Below are 19,096 nucleotides of genomic sequence, written 5' to 3'. Positions count from 1 at the left end.
GGCGACAACTACGTCGAGGCGGAGGAATTCCCGCAGGCGGTCACGGCATACCGCATGGTGGTCAAGCAGTACCCGACCAGCCCGTATGTCCCGGCGGCGCGCTACGGTGTTGCCGAAGCCTACATGAAGTTCGCCGCAGCGAACTCGAGGGCGAAGTCTCCGGACGAGGAGAACTACCGGAACGCCATCGCTTCGTATCAGGAAGTCATCAACGAGCACCCGGGTTCCGAATACGAGCCCCACGCGACCTTCCAGATCGCCGAGGCGTACTACCAGATTCGCGACTTCCAGAACGCCGTGACGTGGTACGACACGGTGATGGAGCGCTATCCTGAGGAATCGCTGGCTGCCTACGCCCTCTATGGTGCGCTGTGGAGCCTGAGCGAGCTCGGACGTAGCGATGAGGTGTTGGCTCGAGGACAGGCGTTCATCGAGCAGCACAAGTCCGACCCCGACTTCGACCTGCAGGCGTCTGAGATTCAGATGAAGCTCGGCGACATCATGTATGACCAAGAGAAGTACGAGGTCGCGATTGCCGAGTACGCCAAGGTTCTGAGCTATCCGAACCTGCCGAAGTTCTACGCCGTCAAGCTGCGCTCGCTGTTCCAGCAGGGCGTGGGCTACGTCAAGCTGGCTGAGACCAGCAACGATAACACCTACTACGAGAAGGCGGCTGCGCCTCTCCAGGCTGCCATCGACCGCTACTCGGACGACAAGTTCGACATGAACTACGAGTTCCCGGAGCGCAGCCCGTTGCTCGAGAACTCGGTTCTGAACAAGTGCCTCGTCCACGAACGGCTCTCGCAATGGCAACAAGCCCGCGCGACGTACGCGCTCATCCCCCGTATGAGCGAGAACTACGGCCGCGCCCAGGTTCTCATCGGCGAGACCTACGAGAAGGAAGGCAACATCGACCAGGCGATCAACCACTACAAGGCGATTGCCGCCAACGCGGCTCTCGGCGAGACGTGGCAGTCGCTTGGGGCGATCCGCCAGGCGGACTTGCTGAGGAGCGCCGAGCGCTACGCCGAAGCCGCCGTCGCCTACGGCGATGTCGCAAACAAGTACCCCAACAGCGATTACGTGGATGCCGCCCGATACTTGGTCGGCGTGTCCCTCTACTCGATCGAGCCGCGCACGCAGGAAACGCTGACCCAGTCCATCGCGGCGTTCCGCAACGTCGTGACGAACTTCCCGAGCAGCACAAACGCGCCGGACGCGATGTACGGCATCGTCCTGTCGACGAAGGCGCTTGCCGAAGCCGGAAACGCCTCGTGGGAGGAAGTCGTCACGCTCGCGGACGAACTGATCGCGACATTCGGCGACCGCGAGGAACCGCGCGCTCAGAAGGCGATCAACTCGGGCAACATGCTCAAGGTGCTCGCGCTTGAGAAACTCGGCTCCGGCAACGTCGATGAGATGATCGTCCGACTCAAGGCGGTTGCCAATGCCGCGAGCGCCGACGAGGCCGCTCGTTCGACGGCTCAGCTCAAGGTCGGGAACCTTCTGTTCGAGCGTGAACGGTTCCCGGAAGCCATTCCTGAGTATCAGGCACTCGCTGAGATGTACCCGCAGGGCGAGTACGCCGCGCTTGCGTGGTATCAAGCTGGCGTGAGCGCTTTCAAGGTGGGCGAAGCCACGACGGAGACCGATCAGGCCGGATCGCAGGCTGCATTCGCCCAGGCGGCGGAACTGACGGCGAAGGCTCTGGGGGCTGAGCCCGATCCGTCGCTTCTCGTCAGCATTTACTACACGCAGGGCCTTGCCCAGTCGAAATCCGGCAAACCCGTCGACGCGATCGATACGCTGAATAAGGTGACGGCGATGGAAGCGCAGGTCACCGACCCGGACAAGAAGCCTCTCGTGTTCGCCTCGCACATTGAGCTGGCGAAGCTGTACGCGCAACTCGGACGAACGACCGACTCCATTCGCGAGTACGACTACATCGCCCAGAACGCCGAAGAAGCGGGGAACCAAAGCCGGGCGCTGCTCTCCATCGCGGACATGTATGAGAACCAGCTCGGCGATCCCGTCCAGGCTGCCGCAAGCTATCTGCGCGCCGCCGAAGTCGCCGACGACGGACGCATCCGCGCCCAGTCGCTGTACCGCGCGGGCATTCTGCTGAGCGACCAGAAGAAGAACGACGAGGCGATCAGCGCGTTCACGGCGCTCCAGAACGAGTTCGTGAACGATCAGGACGCGAATGTGCTGCTGATGGTCGCTGACGCGGGCATGCGCATCTCCGACCTCTACGTCCTCACGGGCAAGGTGGGTCAGGCGATGGCGCAGGCGGAGGCTGCCCGGGACCGCGCGCTGACGTCTGGTGATGTCGTCCAGAAGGTCCAGGCTCAGTACCAGGTCGCGAACCTGCGTGCGCGGCAGGCGCGAGCCGTCTTCGACAATACGCCCAACGCCGCAAACACCGAGTACAAGCGGATCTCTCGGCAGTCGATCCAGGAGTACCTGAAAGCCGTCGAGTACGCGCAGCCGTTGGACAAGGCGCCGGATAACGCCCGCGTCTACGCGGGTCCAGCGCTCTACCAGGCTGGGCAGATCGCCTATGCCATCCATGGTCCGCAGGACCTGCCGGTCGCTGTCGATGCCCTGCCGCGCTTCGTCGACTACGCCTCGCGGAAGCTAGTGGAAGCGTCCGATGATGACATCAAGACGGCGCTTTACTACGCAGGCGTTGCGTACTACGACTTGGCGCGCGGCTCTGAGAACGATCCGCAACTCTTCAGCCGGTCGGCGCAGATGCTGTCGCAACTGGCTCAGCGCTATCCGCGCGATCCGGAAGCCGGGCTCTGGCAGTACCAGGTCGGCGAAGCCTACTTCGCGGCCCAGGACTTCCAGAGGGCTCTCACGGCGTATCTGGCTGTCGTGAGCTCCTACCCGCGCCATGAGAGCGCTGCGGAATCGCTTTACAGCGCCGCCGCGTGCTACTTCAACCTCGGCAACGAGGCGCAGGTATACGCGACGTACGACCGGTTGGCTCGCGAGTATCCATCTAGCAAGTTCGCGCCGGAAGCCACGCTGAACGTGGCGAACGCCCGTTACAACGAGGCGTCCACGATCACGAACGAAGCTCAGCGCATCGTTAAGCTCAAGCAGGCGCTCGATCAGTACCGCCGTGTGCTGACTCTGCAGAGCGCTTCGCCAGAGCTGAAGAGCGCCGCGCGGGGCTACGCCGAGGAAACTGAGGAACTGCTCGCCGCCCTCGAATACGGGCCCATCGAGCAGGCTCAGAACGCCGCGTTGGGTGCCGCGAACAAGGAACAGGCTCTCGGGCGCGTGATCCAGCGCTACGAGCAGTTGCTGAGAGACTATCCCACGGCCTCGTCGTCCATGATCGCGATGACGAAGATCGGCGACAGCTATGTCGCGATAGAGAAGTGGGACCAGGGCCTCGACTGGTACAACCGTCTCATGACCAAGTTCGTGGATGCTCAGGGTCGGCCGATGACGCCTGGCAACGAGTACGTGTCGAGAGCGCTGAATTACGCACGCGCGCAATACGTCGCGATCCGCGCTTACCTCGTCCAGACGGCGGCGGGCAGCTCCCGCTAGACCGTTCGGAGCAAGACACAGAGGCGGTCGACGCAATGAGCGTCGGCCGCCTCTCTCATTGCGTGGTCGTCAGCGTGGGCTAGTGCGCGCGGGCTCTCTCGCCTAGAACGCCGCCCGGATGGTGGCGGCCGAAGTCCTCACGAGTGAACCCTCGAAGCGATGCCACCGTGACGGCGAGCGCATCGCCGACGGCGAGTTGGCAGGTTGTGCTCGAGGTGGGAGCGAGGCCCAGCGGATCCGCTTCGCGTTCCACCGGGACCAGAAGCACCACGGACGCCAGCCTCGCCAACGGGGACTCCGCGGACGACGTCATCGCGATGACGGTGGCGCCATTCTGCTCCAGAAGCTGAACGGTCGCGACCGTCTCCTGGGTCTTGCCGGAGTTGGAGATGGCAAGGACGACATCGCCGGGCATGACGGCTCCGCTGTCGCCGTGGAGGGCATCCAGAGGATCGAGGAAGTAGGCTGGTGTTCCAAGACTGGCGAAGGTCGCCGCGATCTTGTGGCCGACATGGCGGCACTTCCCGACGCCCGTGATGTGGACGCGTTTGCGGCCTAGGTCGGCAAGCATGATGTGGTGCGCCGCCTCGTCGAGCGACTCCATTGAGAACGAACCGGCGATGCCGGCAAGCGCTTCGGCTTCGGCTCTGAGCGTCCGCACGCCGACGTGCGCTGCCCGGCTCTTGGGAGGAGTGTCGTCCTCGGTTGCGTGGGGCCAGCCAGCCGAGTAGAGCTCCATGAGGTGATGCCGGCTCGTGCCGAGGACGGGGAACGCTCCCACCACCTGACAGCAAGCTCCTCCGCAAGCGTTGGCGAGCCGGGCGGTGGCTTCCATGTCGAGACCGAAGTGGATCCCGGCGATCATTCCACCGAAGAACGCATCGCCAGCGCCGGTGGTGTCGACCGCCTTGATTTCGCTCGCCTGCACGCGAAGTGTCTCGTGGCCGTCGGCGAAGACGCTTCCCCTCCCGCCGTCGGTGATCGCCACCAGCTTGGACCCGTACTTCGCGTGGATCGACTGCGCCTGCTTCTCGGCGGATTCTTCGCTCGATAGCTGAACTGCCGCCGACTTGGCAGGCTTGACGACATCTGCGAGCCGGATCGTCGCCTCGAGCTCATCGCGCGACCCCAGTTTGGCGACGTTGACGCAGAAGTCCGGGGATACGTCGACGTCCAGGAAGGTACGAACGCCGGCATCGCGTGCGATGCGGAGCACCTCGATCACCGTCGGGAGCGGTAGTTGGGAGACCTCCGTCGAGACCATGGCGGCGTCGCGGATGGCGTCAGCGAAGTCGGCGCGGATGTTCTCCGGGGTCGTGGTTCCTGTGGGTCCCCGAAACATGTAGATCGCGCGTTCAGCGTCAGGATCGACGTAGATGACCGAGAACCCGGTCGCCGCCCCGTCCACGACACGGACGCTCGACCGGTCGATGCGATGGCGATCCATCGTGCCGCGGATGACCGTGCCGTGGTGATCGTTGCCCTGGTAGCCGAACAGCCCCGTCGGCACGCCGAGGAGCCTTGCCCAAGCCAGGTGGTTCAGCGTAACCCCGCCCACGACTTCGACGTGGACATCGCCGGACTCGTCAGGCAGCAGGTAGGTCTTGAGGTCGGGTCCGGCGATCTGGTTCGTGCGGTAGATCACATCGACAACATTGCTGCCGATACCCATGTGGCGCTTGACATGCGCGGACATGCGGCGTGCCCCCTATCGACGGAGACCATGTGCGGAGGTAGGAGCGCTCGGATCAGTCGTCCAACACTTGCCCAAGCTGTCCCACGGCGGTCTTGCCGCCCTGGTAATGTAGGTGGCGCTCGCCGACAATCGGTTGCGTGCTCGTGACTTCGACGGTGCCCTGGATGTCGCCCATCTCAGCGTCGCCGACCTGCCACCAGCGGGACGGAGGGATCACGTGGCTGAGTTGGCGAACGATACGTCCGTCAACGGTGCGCGTGCAGAACGACACATGGGCATCGGCGTTCCCCACATTGAGGAACCGGAACCATTCCCCTGCGCCTGCCACAAGTTCCGGGAAGAACAGACGCCTGCCCACCGTCTTGTCCTCGACACACGCGCCCGCGAAATCGAGCACCTGTGTTCCCAAGTGGCAGTGACGCTCACCGACGATGGGCTGGTTCGCAGAGACCTGCAGCGAGGTGGTGACCTTCACCTCTTCGACGGCAAGGTTCCATCCCACAAACGGGGAGAGCGTGTTCTCCTTCGACCAGATGGCGTTGCCGTTCTCATCTCGCGCAACCGCGACCACCTTTGCCGGCGCGTTGCCTACGTTGACGATCTGCACCCAGTCCTGCCAAACAGGATCGAGCTGAGCGAAATAAAGGACCGTTCCCGTCGGCATGGAGCGACCTCCAGAGGTCGAACAGGCAGCGCGACTCAAGAACGAAGCAAGGAACCGACACTTCGAGTCTAGCAACGACGCCCTCGGCCCGTCAACCCGACGTCCAGCGCTGCCACGCTGCTTGGCGGGCGATCTTGGCGAGGGGACCCACGAGGTCCTTTCGTCGGCGACGCGATCCGCTCGGCAGACGGGTCACGCGCGTGAAGAGCCGGGCCATGCGCCGCCTGACCAACACGCGCCCGTTGAGCGCCCACCCGCACGCCTGAAGCAGAATGCCCAGGTCCCGCCGACGAAGACGGAGCCATGCAGTCACGGCGGTGACGAACATGACGACCGTGAACAAGACGCCGAACGTCGCGCTGGCGGTGGCGAGGAGCCGTTGCACCGCGCCGGGCTCGGCGAGCTTGGTCGCCGTGTCGGTGATCAGCTTGAGCGCGGTGCCGAGCCCCGCAACGACGAATCCGGCTCCGATCATCAGGTCTCGGGCGGTGCCAGAGCCCTTGCCCGACGCGGGAGGCGGAGGCGTTGGCGAGGCGCTGTCGAGCGGCGGTGGCTGAGGAGCCGCTGGGAGCTCTGCGGTCTGTGACACCGCAGCGGCGCTCGGAGCCGTGCGAATCCCCGTCTGCACACGCGATTCAACGCTGGTCGTGGCGGTCGTGAGATGCGTCTCCGCCTCCTTCTGGACGCTTGCCGCCAGTTGCTCGGTTCTACCGGCGACGAGCGCGCGGGCGCGCCGGATAGGTTCCTTCATGGACTCCCACAGACTGACGGGACCCTCGACGACCTGCGTGATTTGAGCGTCCAACTCCCTGCCAGTCCGGTCGAAGAAGACGCCTCGACGACCGACGTAGAGGTTCGCCGTGGAGCCCCTTGTCACCGGTACGACGACCTCGCGGCTGTCGGGCGGCTGCGAGCCCGTGATCTGCAGGTACAGCAGAAACATGCCGCTGTTCTTGGCGAGAGCCGCGTGTACCGCCCGATTGCTGACGAGCACGGAGAACGCCATCTCCCGTCCGTCGATGACCAACGTACCGACCTCGAACATCGCGCGCGCATGGGGGGCGAACAGATCGGGGAAGCTGACGAAGTTATTGACGAACGTCGCGAGCCATCGATGGTAGAGCACGAGACGTTCGAGCTCGCGCACTTGGCGAAGCTCGTCGCCGACCTCGCGGTCGGCTAGGATCATCCGTCGCAGCTCCGCGTCGTGCGGTGACGCGAGCAGCTCGCGCAGCCGATCTACGCCCAAGCCTTCGACCGGCGTGCTCGGCTTGGACGCCGTCCACGCGCCATAGGGCGCGAGGCGCGACAACAGCGACCGCCAGGTGGGTTCGTCCAGCGTCTCCGGCGGCTCCCCCAGCGCGGGCAGGAGCGCGTTGTCGCGGAGCGCCGATAGCTCCGACCGGTAGCTTTCGTTGAACCCGTCGATCAGAGGCAGGACGCCGGAGGCGTCGGGCGCTGCCAACGGAGCGCGACGGAGGTGCGCCCGGATCGCCTCCGGGTCTGACACGTCCAGCGGGTCGGGCCCGTCCAGCGGCGGAGTGAGACGGTCCAGAGCGCGCGGGTCGAAGCGCACCAACGCGCACTGGGCGAAGAACTCCTCCGCCTTCGCTCGGATCGACGCGACCGCCGCAGCCGCAGCCGGCGTCGCATCGCCGAACGGCATCACCTGGTTCGGTCCGCTGTCGGCGGTTCCTTGGTCGTGCCACGCCAGAAAGGCGGTCGCCTCCTGGCGGAACCGGTCGAGCGTCGCATCGTCGACGCCTTGCGCGCCGGACACGTCCTCCGCCCCGCCGAGACAGGCGATCAGGTCTCGAGCCAATGCGGCAGCGTCCGGGTCAGCCACGAACGAGGGCGGAATGACGCCATCGCCGTTGAAGACGGCTTCGGACATGATGCGTCGGCGGTCGCGCACCTGATCGAGATGGATGTCCGCCTGGTCGGCGGATCCCAGGTTCGACAGAACACGCTTGGCTGATGCGAGGAGAGCCGCACCTGTCGCCGTATCTGTGCGGATAAGGTCGATAGGAACCGCAGGCGTTCGGTCGAGCCACGACGACGATGGATGCAGCGCGTCTGTGGTCCACTGGATCGCCGCGCGCACGTCATCGCTGACGATCCGACCGTTGCCGTCGGCGTCCAGGAACGCGAGGAATGCGGGGTCAGCTTCCAATCCCGTGACCGGGCAACTCGTTGCGACCCAGCGACCGTCGTCCAGAGCGACGACAGCCGCCAAATCCTCGGCGCGTTCGACGACGAGATGGTAGTGCCCGCCATAGTTCTGGAAGACCGGCGTTCGTGCCCGCGTCCGACGCGCCATGCGCCTGCCCTCTACCCGACCTACTCCTGAGACACCTGATCGACGGCGCGTCGCAACTCCGGCACAGACGCCGCCACCGCCGCCGCATCGATCTTCTCGGCGAGGTCGCGGTACCCGGCGGTCTTCACCATCGTTCGCAGGTTGTCGCGAACCTGCACGAGCGACCACGCGACGACATCCGGCACGACGGCGCGGTCGAGGCTGTGGTAGCCGTCGAAGCCGGTGGGGTCATAGTGGTAGTGCGGCGCCGTGTCGAAGCAGTCGAATCGGAGCAACTGGGTGTCCTTGCCATCGACATTGCCGAACACCCGAATCGCTGGACCACGGTCGCCGCCGAAGCGACGGTACTCAACGTCGAACCGAACGACTCCCACCTCGAGCGTGACATTGCCTGACATTGGCATCGCCTCCTTGGTCCGGGCCCCGCGTCGGGCAGATCGCTTCTGTCCGACGAGGAGGTCCCTCAGTCACCGGTAGCAGCTAGCTCTCGAACAGCTCCGCGATATCGACTTGGCGCTTCTCCTTGTCGCTCTTGATTCCTGCGAACACCATCGCGAGGGACTTGATGTTGTCTCGGCTGCTGCACTCCGGTTCGCGACCCTCACGGATGGCGCTCACGAACTCCTCCAAGAGAGCGTCCTGACCTCCGAGCGGGAGCTCGTCCAGAGGCAACTGTTCGCGCCCGTCCTTGGGTCCGGCGGGGTTGCCCGTCCAGAACAGTGCGTCGTCCTCCCATGTCAGCGAGCCCTTGGGCCCCTCGATCCGCCAGTCGCCGTTCCAGGACGTGCGCTTCCCGACGCTCGCGCCAAGCGAGTGGTGCGTCACGGTCAGACCGCCCTCGAACTCGAAGATCGCCGTGTGAGCGGCGTCCCCGGCGTGCCAGCCCCACGACACGTTCCACGTCTTGGCGAGCACGTTCACCGGCTCCCGGTCCAGGACGTACCGCAGCATGTCGAAGTGGTGGATCCCCATGTCGGTGATGAGCGGATAGGGCATCGTGACGTAGTGAGTGCCGGGAGCTTTCGCCCACGGCATGTAGAACCCTACGACCGCATGCTCCGGGCCCCCGACGACACCTTCCTTGAGAAGCCGGTGCGCAGTCCGAGGCGTTCTGCCGAACCGATAGTTCTGCGTGATGACGTGCGTCACGCCGGCGCGCTCGGCGGCAGCGACCATGCGATACGCTGCCTCGAACGTGTCACTGAGGGGCTTCTCGCCGATCACGTGGAGTCCAGCGTCGAATGCCTCCAGCGCTACGCGCTCATGCGCCGCCGGTGGCGTGACGTCGCACACGAAGTCCGCCTCGGCTGCCTTCAACGCGTTCGACAGCGAATCGTGAACCTCGTCGCGCGGAAGTCCCCACTCCGATATGACGCGCTCGCGCCGTTCCGGCGAAATCTCGACGTAGCCGACGAGCTCGACGTCTCGGTGGCGCCTGCAGGTGTCGTACCAGCTTCTGGCTCGTCCGCCGACGCCGACGATGATGCCTCGCATCGACCCATTCCTTCCGCAGTGACGTGATGAGCACACGACCCGCTACACTGGGTTACGTTGCGCCGTGTGGTGGCGCTCCCAGTTCAGGAGCCACTGCTTCAGCTCCACACTTCCCCCGTACCCGACCAGGCTGCCGTCCTTTCCGACGACGCGATGGCACGGGATGAACAACGGCACCGGATTGCGCGCGTTCGCGCTTCCGACGAACCGAGGACCCAGCTTGCCGTACCCGAGTCTCTTGGCGATGTCCGAGTAGGCGAGAGTCGAGCCCGCCGGGATCGCGGAGACCGCGTCGAGAACGCGTCGCGTCGCTGGCGCAACGTCTGGATCGGTAGCAACGCCACTCAACGCCGCCATGTCCCCACGGAAGTACGCCACGATGGCTTCAGCAGCGCGGCGAACCAACGCCGCAGACGACCCGGGACGTGTCGCGGGATGGGAGCGTTCCCAGCGAGCGCACTCTGCCTCGAACTCATCGCTCTTGGGCAGTCCGACGACGACGATGGCGTCGGACGACGCTGCGATTCGGACATCGCCGATCTGCGTGGATACCGTCTCGGTCTGGAGTTTCGGCACTAGGCACAGCCTTCGAGTAGCCGCTTGGACTTGTCGATTCCCACATCGGGGTCTTCGCCGCCCGCGTACCGGATGCCCAGCCACTCGGCGCCAGACGACCGCGTGAGCCTTCTGATGCAGTACCCGATGGGCGTCCGACGGTCTTCGCCGTACTCGTCGAAGTCGTACGTCGTCGCGTGGACGGCAGCGACCACAGGCGCGAGGTCCCTCAGCGCCGCCTCTCGAGACGATGGCGGAACCGCGCTGACATCGACAAGCGCTCGGACATCTGGATCCAGCGACCGAAGCAGATCGACGAAATCAGGCTCACATCCGGGAGCGACGCGTTGGTTCCCCAAGAGCATGCGGACTCCGGCGTCGCGCGCTTCCTCAGCACACGCGTGACAGGCGCGAGCCACAGCGACGGCGTCGTAGCCTTCTCCGCCGACTGATGGGATGACCGTCACATGGGCGCAGCCCAAACGACGCGCCGCTCGGATCCACGCCACCGCCGCTGACAAAGCGCCTTCACCGCCTTGGCTGAGGCTGAGGTCCGAGTCATCGATGAGCGTGTTCAGCCATACGCCCTCTGGCACAGCCGTAAGCGTGACTCCTGATCCGCCTGCGCCCGCTCTGCCGCTCATCAGCGATGTCGGAACCTCGATGGCTCCCAGCGCGAACCGTGACGCGGCGGCTCGCGCAAACTCCCCGACGTCGAGTACGTCGTCCGTCTGCGACGCCATCCGAGCCGTCGCTGCGGTCGCCACGAGCGACAGCCGGGGTGCCGCCCCCTCCATGCGCCGCGCTCCGAGGCGAGGGTCATCCGCACGGTACAGGTTCCCAGCGTCACGTCGCGGCATTGGGCTGTACCGGATCACCAATCCGCGCTGCGTCACCGCGCCCATGCTCTGCCGTGATCTCTTCGACCGCCGCAACTACGTCGCCCACATCGTCATCGGACATTCCGGGCCACATCGGCAGGCTGGCGACTCGTGAGAACGCCTTCTCCGCGTTGGGGAGGTCGCCCGGACCGACGTCGCATATGCGCTGGTAGTGGGTCATGAGGTGCAACGGCGTGTAGTGGACGAGCGCGCCGATGTTGCGGTCGTTCATCGCCGTCACGAACTCGTCCCGGTCGATGCCTAGCCGATCCAAGTGCAGGTGAACGACGAACAGATGCCACGCGTGAACGCCGTCTGCAGGCGTCGATGGCAGGTCCAGAGCCGGAGACGACCCGAGCGCATCGAAGTACCGCTGAGCGATCCGACTACGAATCTCCATCTGGCGGTCGAACTTGGTGAGTTGCGAAATCCCCAGCGCCGCCTGGATGTCCGTCATGTTGCACTTGAACCCCTGCTCGACGACATCGTAGGTCCACGGCTGTCGAGTCGTGCTCCGGGCCCAAGTGTCGCGACTGAGGCCATGGTAACGAAGCCGCCGGACGCGCGCCGCCAGGTCGGCGTCGTTCGTCGTCACCATGCCGCCTTCGCCGGTTGTGATGTTCTTCGTCGGGTAGAAGCTGTACGCGGTCGCGTCGCCGCACGAACCGATGCGTTGTTCGCCGACACGGGCTCCGATGGCGTGCGCCGCGTCGTCGATGAGCTTCAGCCCGTGTTCCCGACATATCGCCAAGAGGGCTCCCATGTCGCATGGCATCCCCGCGATGTGCACAGGCACGATGGCGCGGACGTCGGGGGTCAGTGCCTGTCGAACGGCGTCCGGGTCGAGGTTCAGCGTGTGCGGATCGACGTCGGCGAACCGTACCTGAGCGCCGGTGTGAAGGATCGCCTCGGACGTCGCCGTGAACGTGTACGGCGTCGTGATGACCACGTCGCCGGGACCGATCCCGGCTGCGAGCAAGGACAGGTGGATCGCAGCCGTGCACGAGCTCACCGCGATGCCGTGCTCCGCCCCGACGAGCTCGGCGAAGCGCCGCTCGAACTCGCCGACGCGCGCGCCCATGCCGATCCACGGCGTCCGCAGCACCTCGACGACGGCGGCGATGTCGTCCTCGTCGATCCAGGGCTGGTAGAGCGGGAGCTTCGTCGCGCGAGTGTTCCGCATGGCGTCGGTCTCCTACGACCTCGCCATTGTCGCACAACGAGGTACGAACCGGCAACGGTCTTGAGGTGCGCCGTGACGGTCAGACAGCGGTTCCTGGAGGGACGAGCACCTTGAGCGCCGCCGGGAGGGTTCGGACGTCCATCGGCGTGGGTTGGACGTGGTCGCCGTCAAGCATCTTCCGAAGGGGCTCTTGGCTCTCGACGCGCACGGTGGATGACCGGTAGACGTGGAACGCCGGATGCGTCACATGCTCGCCACTGTAGACTTTGGGGAAGGTTCGTACGAGTTCGATCCGGCTGATCTCCGAGACGACGACCACGTCAAGCTTGCCGTCCGTCAACGACGCCTGCGGAGCCATCCACTGACCCCCGCCGCAGTAGGGCGTGTTCTGCGCCATGACGAAGACGGCGGAGTGCTCGACCACGTCATCGTCCAGGTAGATGCGCATCGGCACGGGGCGCAGGCGCATGAGCGCGCGAAACACGCCGGCGAAATAGGCGGGGGAACCGTGAATCCAGTGGAACCGGTTCGCCTCGTAGGCTACTTCGGCGGCGAACCCGACGCCGCATACGCCCGTGAACAGTCCATCAGAATCCGATCCGAGGTCGATGGCGAGTTCGGCACCCCCAACGACGACGGTGACGGCGTCCGGGAGCTTCGACGGGATGCCGAGCGAGCGCGCCAAGTCGTTGCCGGTTCCCGCAGGGAGGACGCCCAGCCGAGAACCCGATCCGTGCAGCCCGGCGGCGACCTCGCGCGCCGTGCCATCCCCGCCGAACGCCACGACCGTCCGAATGCCCGACTCCGCCGCGCGTCGCGCGAGCGTGGTGGCATGTCCCGGCGCTTCGGTCCGCAGAACGGTCACCTGGGCCCCGGCGCACTCGAGCTCGGCGCAAGCGGTTTGGACCTCGTGCGAGCTCCGTCCCTTGCCGGCTGCTGGGTTGTAGATGAGGTGGAGATCGGGGCTCATAGGGCGCTTGACGTGTCCCGACGCCAAGCGTCGACCGACTTGGCGACCTGGATGACTGGCGCGGTCCAAATCCGCCCGCGATGTCGTCTCAGGAAGCCGCACAACTCGCGGAACTCGGACTCCCCGACGAGCAGGTGCCCTTCCCCGACGCCGTGAAACGTGAGGATGACCCAACGACCCTCACCAGCGGCTCGCTCTGCGTGTCCGACGAGTTCAGGACCCGACATGCGCTCGCAAGGGAACGACCAGAGCGATGCGAGATCGGCGAGGCGGGGATGGTTCGCGGCTTCGCCCTTCGCGCGCGCCGCCAGGAAGTGACGCGCGATGACCGGGACGTAGCTCTGACGATTGGCTCCCTCGCCGACGAAGTCCTGGTAGCAGGGGTAGCAGAACGAGAAGTCCGATTGTTCCGGCACGCCTTCGCGCAGGCGACGCGAACACTCGAGCACGTCGGCTTCGATGTCGGCGAGCGTCAGGTCCTCCAGCCCTTTGGCGTCGGCGTTCCATCCGAAGTTCCGCGAGCACACGTGCCGGATCGTGTGGTTGCCGATCTCATGCCCCGACGCGTGAGCCTCGCGCCACGGCTTGAGCCACTCCACGTAGTCGTCTGCGCGGGGATTCACGTAGAACGTCCCCTGCAAGCCGTGCTGGTCGAGAACCGGGATGACGGTGCGAAGCTGCGATGGGTGCCCGTCGTCGAACGTGAGAGAGACGGCTCCGGAACACCCGTTGCGCCATGGACTCGATGGAGACATGGAGGTACCTCAGGATGCGTGTGGATGCGCGCGCGAGGTCAGGCGGCTATTATGGAGGACGTCAAGCGCGACGGCAACGGCGGAGCCGAAGAACAGAAAGAGCGCAGCATGTCAGCCGCTTCGCTAACAGGAATCCACTTCCTGCTCACCTACCGCTGCTCCGCTGCTTGCGACCACTGCTTCGTCTGGGGCAGTCCCGAACAGAGCGGCGTTATGTCGGCAGACGACATCGACGCCTATCTGATCGGCGCATCCGACCTGGGCACGATCACGTCCGCCGCCATCGAGGGCGGCGAGCCCTTCGTCTACTACGACGAGCTCCTTGCCGCCGTCGAAGTCTGCCATCGACACGGGCTCCCCGTCGATGTGCTCTCCAACTGCTTCTGGGCGAGATCCGAGCAGGACGCGGAAAACGCGCTCGTCCCGCTCGTTCGCGCCGGGCTGACGAAGCTGCTGACGAGCACAGACGTCTTCCACACGGTCTATGTCCCCTCTGAGCGTGTCGATACGGCGATTGCTGTTGCCGAGCGGCTCGGCATCGGGACGGGCAAGATGGTGTCGCGGATCGAGTCCGTCATGTTCAGAGGCAGAGCGGCGCACGCGTTGGCGCCGAAGGATACACGCGAAGGGGTCGCGTGGCAGGAGTGCCCAACCTGCCCGAAGGAAGCCCTCGCATCACCTCGGCGGGTTCACCTGGACCGGCACGGGAACCTTCACGCCTGCCAAGGCATATCCATCGGGAACGCCGCTTCGCAGTCCATCGCGGACGTGGCGCGCGCCTACGACCCCGAGGCGCATCCCATCGTCGGAGCGCTTCTCCGGGGCGGGCCCACGCAACTCGCTCGCATGGCGATGGAAGACGGCTTCTCACCTGAGGAACGCTACGTCGACGCCTGCCATCTCTGCTACGAGTCGCGCCGAGCGCTCCGCCCACGCCATCCGCGCGAACTGGGACCAGACGAGATGTACGGCATCGCGCCGCCGCAGCCCGTCTAGCCTACCGGCACATCGACGACGCCCACGACCTCTGCGTCTACGCCGAACGGCAGATGCGCTGCCGTGGCACCGTCCGAGCCGATGGCGAGAGACCTGCCGATGCAGTCGTGCCCCTGCCACGGTCCGGCGTCCATGGTTCCCACGTTGCTGACGCCAACGACGGCCACGCCGCGTTCCGATGCCAGCGTGCGATACGCTCCCAGCCACAGCCCGCCGTACGGGGTCGCCTCGTTGTCGAACCCCGGAGGAACCGCCCAGGCGCACGGCGAGAGGATCAGGCGCGCGCCCATGCGCGACAGCGCGCGAGCGATGTCGAGCGACTCGGGGAAGTTGTCGGCGCAGATGGGGATTCCCACGCACCCAAACGGCGTGTCGGCGACCGCGAGCGACCTGCCGGGCGAGTAGAGGTCCAGTCCGATGCCGAGCTCGTTGATCTTCCGATGCGTCAACAGCAGTTCGCCCGTTGGAGAGAGGAGAATCGAGGCGTTGTGCAGCCGGTCTCCGGCACGCTCGACGAGCCCAGCGACGATGTAGGTTCCCGACCTACGCGCGGCATCGGCGATGGCGTCCGAGTGACGACCAGGGATTGATTGTGCGAGTTCGCGCGCCGCCGGATGGGTCCACCCGATATCGAGGCATTCGGGCAGCAGCGCCACGTCGCAGCCGTCGCGGGCGGCACTGGCGACCGCGTCTGCTGCGCGAGACAGGTTCTCCTCGGGGCGTCCGCCCTCGACTCGTATCTGGCACATGCCGATCCGCACGTTGGGCATCGGGTCAACCCTCGCTCATCCGACGATGGGGATAGGCTCCGACCCACAGCCGTACGATGGCTCCGTCGGCGTCGCGCTCGAAGCGGGCGAGCTCGCCGTCATCGCTGCTGCCGCGAATGCGGAACCGGTCGGGCCCGTCGGGGTCGAGACGCGGCGCTCCTGCGAGCGGCGCAGCGGCGGATCCCAGCAGCACGAGCTCGCCATCCCGATGCGCGACGTAGCGCTCGCCGAAGCCCTTCCACGCGTAGATGCCTTCGTACTGGGCTCCTTCGGGCACATCGTACCGCTGTGGCGTCTTGGGCTGACGTTGGCGGACCCGGGCGAGCACCGGCGACAGAATCTCCAGCGCGCGGTTGCACGCTCCCGACGTGTTGTAGGTCGTGTTCGCAAAGACGGCGACGCCCAGACGCTGATCCGGCAGAATCCCTAGCTGGGTTCGGTAGCCGTCCACGGAGCCGCCGTGACCGATGGTCCGAGCGCCGCTCAAGTCGCCGATCGCCCACGCGATGCCGTGTCCGTTTCGAGTGCCCGGGTGGAGGAACAGCGGGTTCCACATCTCTCGAATCGTGCTTCCGGCGAGAGGTTGCCCGTCGCCAGCGGGCCCGTCACGGTATTGCATCATCACGAACCGGCTCAGGTCGTCCACGTTCGAGTAGATGCCACCCCCGGCTGCGAGGGCTCCGAGCCACCACTGGTCGACGGGTTCGGGCGGCTCGCCGCCGGAGCCGGGGTAATAGCCCGTCGCCAGCGTCTCTTGGACACGCGCCGTCAGGTCGTAGCTGCTGCGCGACATGGCGAGCGGTCCGAACAGGTGCTTGGCGACGTACTCCCCCAATGCCATGCCCGACAGCCGCTCAACGACCATGCCCAGCACACCGAAGCCAAGGTTCGAGTAATGGAGCTGAGTCATCGGCGGGTAGAGCAGCGGATGCCCGTCGAGCGCCGCGAGGGCGCTCTCCGTCGAAGGCGCGTTGTGGCTGAGCCAGTGATCGCCGTCCGGTTCCCTCTGGAGACCCGAAGTGTGTGAGATGAGGTGTCGCAAGCGGACCGGTGGGCAATCATCACCGACCCCTCGGAGCCGGAACTCGGGAACATGGGTCGCGGCGAGATCGTCGAGGTTCAGCTTGCCGGCATCGCGCAGGTGCATGATCGCCGAAGCAGTGAACAGCTTGGTGATCGACGCGATCCGGTAGACCGAGTCCGACGTCGCGGGAGCCTGCGAGGCGAGATCACGCAAGCCGAAGCCGCCGCTCCACGCGATCTCCTGGTCGATGACAACCGTCGCCGAGACGCCGACCGTCTCGCCCGCATCGACATCTGCCTGCAAGCCAGCCTTCACGAGGTCGATGGCAGCCGCGACCTCGGGATGGGCTGCTATCGTCGCAGCCATGGCGGGACTCCTCTACTTCTCGATGACGATCGAGTCGCGGAGGTTCCCGTCGATATCGTAGGCGCGGTAGACGAGTCGGTCGCCGCTGATCTGGATGTCCAGAACCTGGTAGGTCGACACGTTCGTCATGCCGAACTCCGTGTAGTCGCGCGGGTCCTGGCTGTACATCTTCGTGCCGGACACCGACACATGTAGACGGTGCCCTCCTTGGTCGACTCGACGCGCTTCCCGTCCTTCATCGGGTAGGTTCGCAGGTAGGCGTGGTCGTGACCCTGGAGCGCCATGTCCACGTGGTACTTGTCGAACAGCGCCCCCCAGACCTCGCGGATCGACTTGTTGTCGCGATTGGGAGCCGATGAGTACGCCGGGTGGTGGTACGTGACGAACTTCCACGTCGCCTTCGACGAGGCGAGCTGCTCCTCCAGCCACGCCGCCTGCGATTCCGCCGAACGATTCGAGTCCAGCACGACGAACAGCGCGTTGCTGTACTCGAACGAGTAGGCGTGCTCCGGCTCCATGTCGGCTGGACCGTTGCCGCGGACCGCGAGCAGGTCGAGGTAGAGCTTCGGAGCCCCGCCCTGGTACTCGTGGTTGCCGATGGCTGGAACGAGCTGGCGGCGGTCGTAGACGCCCTTCGCGTTGTGGAAGAGGTCGTCCCAGTCGTCGCGCTCGGCTCCGCGATTCACGATGTCCCCAGCCATGACGTAGAATGCGGCGTCGGGACGGTCGCGATAGGCGCCGTGGATCAGGCTGCCCCAGCGGTCCAGCCCGTTCTGGGCGTCGCCCATGTAGATGAACGAGAACGGCTCCGTTCCCGCTGGCGCTGTCGTGAACTCCTCCAACTCGCCCCAGCCGTCGTCCGAGCCGTCGCCGACGGCGTAGACGTAGGTGGTCCCGGGCTCCAGGTGATACAGGAACGCCGTGTGCCGGTGCACGACCGGGTCATTGGCGATGTCCGGCGTCTCCAGCCGCTTCGTCTCCGCCTTGGCGATCATCGGCTTGCGGGGGTCGAACCGGTTGCGGTCGGACTTCCGCTGGTACAGCACGGCTCCGGTCGGCACTTCGGTTGACGTCCGCCACTGGATCGCCTGGGTGGTCTGAGGGTTCCCCGCCCACGTGAGAACCACTTGATCGGGCTTCTTCGACGACGGATGGCGCGTCAGGCGGAACAGATTGGTCAGTCGGGCGTCGTCGCGCCTACCGCGAGTACCTCGGAGGAGCACTTGACCATCGAGTTCCGCAGGAACCGCTTCGAGCGTCTCCGATCGGTCCGTGTAGGGCGCTTCGCCGACCTTGAGCACGCCGACCGTGTGCGTCCCGGGGTAGATGTCGGTGAGCTGAACCGAGGCTCCTGCCTTCTGAGGCGCGACCGCGATGAAGTAGTGCTCGCCGCCTCCCGACAGCGAGTTGACTCCAAGACCGACCCAGCCCACCTCGAACGGCTTCGCCCAGACCTCGAACGTGCGGCTGGCGACCGTCGCCTCCGCGTCTCGCCGGGAGAACCCGCGCAGCGGCAACCAGAACGGAGCATCCCCGGACGCTTTGTCGCGGAGGACGAACACCGTGATCGCTATGTTCGCCGTGAACGAGATATGCTCCGTGCCGAGCGTCTCCTTCTCCGCGTCAGTCAGGAACTGCTCGACGCGCGCCACGGTCAGCGAGGCGAGAGCCGTCGGGGTCAGGTCGCGACGCATCCGCTCGACCACCGATGCGACCGTGTCGTGCACGGACGCGTGGTCGCCGACATGGGCTCGCGCGGCAAGCGGCGCGGCGATCAGGAGGGCGAGGGCGGCGAGGACATGGCGTCGGCGGCGCGGGGAATGGGGCATTCGGTGTTCTCCTTGACCGTGGCTCT

The 19,096-nt window shown here is 65.7% G+C and carries 15 protein-coding genes; 2 read left to right on the top strand and 13 right to left on the bottom strand.

From position 1 onward, the window contains the following. A partial coding sequence (gene bamD / locus FJZ36_00850; GenBank protein MBM3213457.1) for an outer membrane protein assembly factor BamD occupies positions 1–3,567 on the top strand: 3,567 nt, incomplete at its 5' end. Positions 3,568–3,646: 79 nt separating this feature from the next. On the opposite strand, the gene FJZ36_00845 is transcribed toward bamD, so the two are convergent. The 10 genes from FJZ36_00845 to FJZ36_00800 all read right to left on the bottom strand — a co-directional run bounded on the left by FJZ36_00845 (position 3,647) and on the right by FJZ36_00800 (position 14,085). Next, the gene (locus FJZ36_00845) at positions 3,647–5,263 is read right to left on the bottom strand and encodes an SIS domain-containing protein (protein MBM3213456.1); all 1,617 of its coding nucleotides are present in this window, start codon (positions 5,261–5,263) and stop codon (positions 3,647–3,649) included. A 52-nt stretch (positions 5,264–5,315) separates the two neighbouring features. Continuing rightward, complete coding sequence (locus tag FJZ36_00840; protein ID MBM3213455.1) at positions 5,316–5,927, bottom strand: hypothetical protein; 612 nt, start codon at positions 5,925–5,927, stop codon at positions 5,316–5,318. 91 nt (positions 5,928–6,018) lie between these two features. After that, on the bottom strand, positions 6,019–8,247 hold the full coding sequence (locus tag FJZ36_00835) for a hypothetical protein (GenBank protein MBM3213454.1): 2,229 nt from the start codon (positions 8,245–8,247) through the stop codon (positions 6,019–6,021). A 20-nt stretch (positions 8,248–8,267) separates the two neighbouring features. After that, positions 8,268–8,645 carry a hypothetical protein gene (locus tag FJZ36_00830; GenBank protein ID MBM3213453.1) on the bottom strand — a complete coding sequence of 126 codons (378 nt, stop codon included), beginning with the start codon at positions 8,643–8,645 and terminating at the stop codon, positions 8,268–8,270. Positions 8,646–8,727: 82 nt separating this feature from the next. Next, positions 8,728–9,741 carry a Gfo/Idh/MocA family oxidoreductase gene (locus tag FJZ36_00825; protein MBM3213452.1) on the bottom strand — a complete coding sequence of 338 codons (1,014 nt, stop codon included), beginning with the start codon at positions 9,739–9,741 and terminating at the stop codon, positions 8,728–8,730. 42 nt (positions 9,742–9,783) lie between these two features. After that, on the bottom strand, positions 9,784–10,317 hold the full coding sequence (locus tag FJZ36_00820; GenBank protein ID MBM3213451.1) for a methylated-DNA--[protein]-cysteine S-methyltransferase: 534 nt from the start codon (positions 10,315–10,317) through the stop codon (positions 9,784–9,786). Continuing rightward, on the bottom strand, positions 10,317–11,093 hold the full coding sequence (locus tag FJZ36_00815; GenBank protein ID MBM3213450.1) for a hypothetical protein: 777 nt from the start codon (positions 11,091–11,093) through the stop codon (positions 10,317–10,319). The genes FJZ36_00820 and FJZ36_00815 overlap by 1 nt, the downstream gene beginning before the upstream one ends. Before the next feature lie 49 nt (positions 11,094–11,142). Further along, positions 11,143–12,360: a DegT/DnrJ/EryC1/StrS family aminotransferase gene (locus tag FJZ36_00810; protein ID MBM3213449.1), complete on the bottom strand. Its 1,218-nt coding sequence runs from the start codon at positions 12,358–12,360 to the stop codon at positions 11,143–11,145. Positions 12,361–12,439: 79 nt separating this feature from the next. Continuing rightward, complete coding sequence (locus FJZ36_00805) at positions 12,440–13,330, bottom strand: diacylglycerol kinase family lipid kinase (protein ID MBM3213448.1); 891 nt, start codon at positions 13,328–13,330, stop codon at positions 12,440–12,442. Beyond that, complete coding sequence (locus tag FJZ36_00800) at positions 13,327–14,085, bottom strand: polysaccharide deacetylase (GenBank protein ID MBM3213447.1); 759 nt, start codon at positions 14,083–14,085, stop codon at positions 13,327–13,329. The genes FJZ36_00805 and FJZ36_00800 overlap by 4 nt, the downstream gene beginning before the upstream one ends. Positions 14,086–14,109: 24 nt before the next feature. Here FJZ36_00800 and FJZ36_00795 point away from each other — a divergent pair, with 24 nt between their 5' ends. Beyond that, positions 14,110–15,081 carry a hypothetical protein gene (locus tag FJZ36_00795; protein ID MBM3213446.1) on the top strand — a complete coding sequence of 324 codons (972 nt, stop codon included), beginning with the start codon at positions 14,110–14,112 and terminating at the stop codon, positions 15,079–15,081. Here the strand turns inward: FJZ36_00795 and FJZ36_00790 are convergent. The 3 genes from FJZ36_00790 to FJZ36_00780 all read right to left on the bottom strand — a co-directional run bounded on the left by FJZ36_00790 (position 15,078) and on the right by FJZ36_00780 (position 19,070). Beyond that, a complete protein-coding gene (locus tag FJZ36_00790; protein ID MBM3213445.1) occupies positions 15,078–15,851 on the bottom strand; it encodes a carbon-nitrogen hydrolase family protein in 774 nt (257 codons plus the stop codon). The two genes, FJZ36_00795 and FJZ36_00790, sit on opposite strands and share 4 nt — an antisense overlap. Before the next feature lie 4 nt (positions 15,852–15,855). Further along, complete coding sequence (locus FJZ36_00785) at positions 15,856–17,241, bottom strand: beta-lactamase family protein (protein ID MBM3213444.1); 1,386 nt, start codon at positions 17,239–17,241, stop codon at positions 15,856–15,858. Between the two features lie 125 nt (positions 17,242–17,366). Continuing rightward, complete coding sequence (locus tag FJZ36_00780; GenBank protein ID MBM3213443.1) at positions 17,367–19,070, bottom strand: metallophosphoesterase family protein; 1,704 nt, start codon at positions 19,068–19,070, stop codon at positions 17,367–17,369. Between the last annotated feature and the right edge of the window lie 26 nt (positions 19,071–19,096).

It is taken from the genome of Candidatus Poribacteria bacterium (assembly GCA_016866785.1).
Classification (GTDB): Bacteria; Poribacteria; WGA-4E.
The sequence above is the reverse complement of the archived record's forward strand: the minus strand, read 5'-3'. Positions and strand labels throughout refer to the sequence as shown.

Excerpts from the sequence above, each read along its gene's own strand:
- FJZ36_00825 (MBM3213452.1), bottom strand. The coding sequence starts at position 9,741 with ATGCGAGGCATCATCGTCGGCGTCGGCGGACGAGCCAGAAGCTGGTAC.
- FJZ36_00810 (MBM3213449.1), bottom strand. The coding sequence starts at position 12,360 with ATGCGGAACACTCGCGCGACGAAGCTCCCGCTCTACCAGCCCTGGATC.
- FJZ36_00780 (MBM3213443.1), bottom strand. The coding sequence starts at position 19,070 with ATGCCCCATTCCCCGCGCCGCCGACGCCATGTCCTCGCCGCCCTCGCC.
- FJZ36_00785 (MBM3213444.1), bottom strand. The coding sequence starts at position 17,241 with ATGGCTGCGACGATAGCAGCCCATCCCGAGGTCGCGGCTGCCATCGAC.
- FJZ36_00835 (MBM3213454.1), bottom strand. The coding sequence starts at position 8,247 with ATGGCGCGTCGGACGCGGGCACGAACGCCGGTCTTCCAGAACTATGGC.
- FJZ36_00790 (MBM3213445.1), bottom strand. The coding sequence starts at position 15,851 with ATGCCCAACGTGCGGATCGGCATGTGCCAGATACGAGTCGAGGGCGGA.
- FJZ36_00845 (MBM3213456.1), bottom strand. The coding sequence starts at position 5,263 with ATGTCCGCGCATGTCAAGCGCCACATGGGTATCGGCAGCAATGTTGTC.
- FJZ36_00795 (MBM3213446.1), top strand. The coding sequence starts at position 14,110 with ATGCGCGCGCGAGGTCAGGCGGCTATTATGGAGGACGTCAAGCGCGAC.
- FJZ36_00840 (MBM3213455.1), bottom strand. The coding sequence starts at position 5,927 with ATGCCGACGGGAACGGTCCTTTATTTCGCTCAGCTCGATCCTGTTTGG.
- FJZ36_00830 (MBM3213453.1), bottom strand. The coding sequence starts at position 8,645 with ATGTCAGGCAATGTCACGCTCGAGGTGGGAGTCGTTCGGTTCGACGTT.
- FJZ36_00805 (MBM3213448.1), bottom strand. The coding sequence starts at position 13,330 with ATGAGCCCCGATCTCCACCTCATCTACAACCCAGCAGCCGGCAAGGGA.
- FJZ36_00800 (MBM3213447.1), bottom strand. The coding sequence starts at position 14,085 with ATGTCTCCATCGAGTCCATGGCGCAACGGGTGTTCCGGAGCCGTCTCT.
- FJZ36_00815 (MBM3213450.1), bottom strand. The coding sequence starts at position 11,093 with ATGGAGGGGGCGGCACCCCGGCTGTCGCTCGTGGCGACCGCAGCGACG.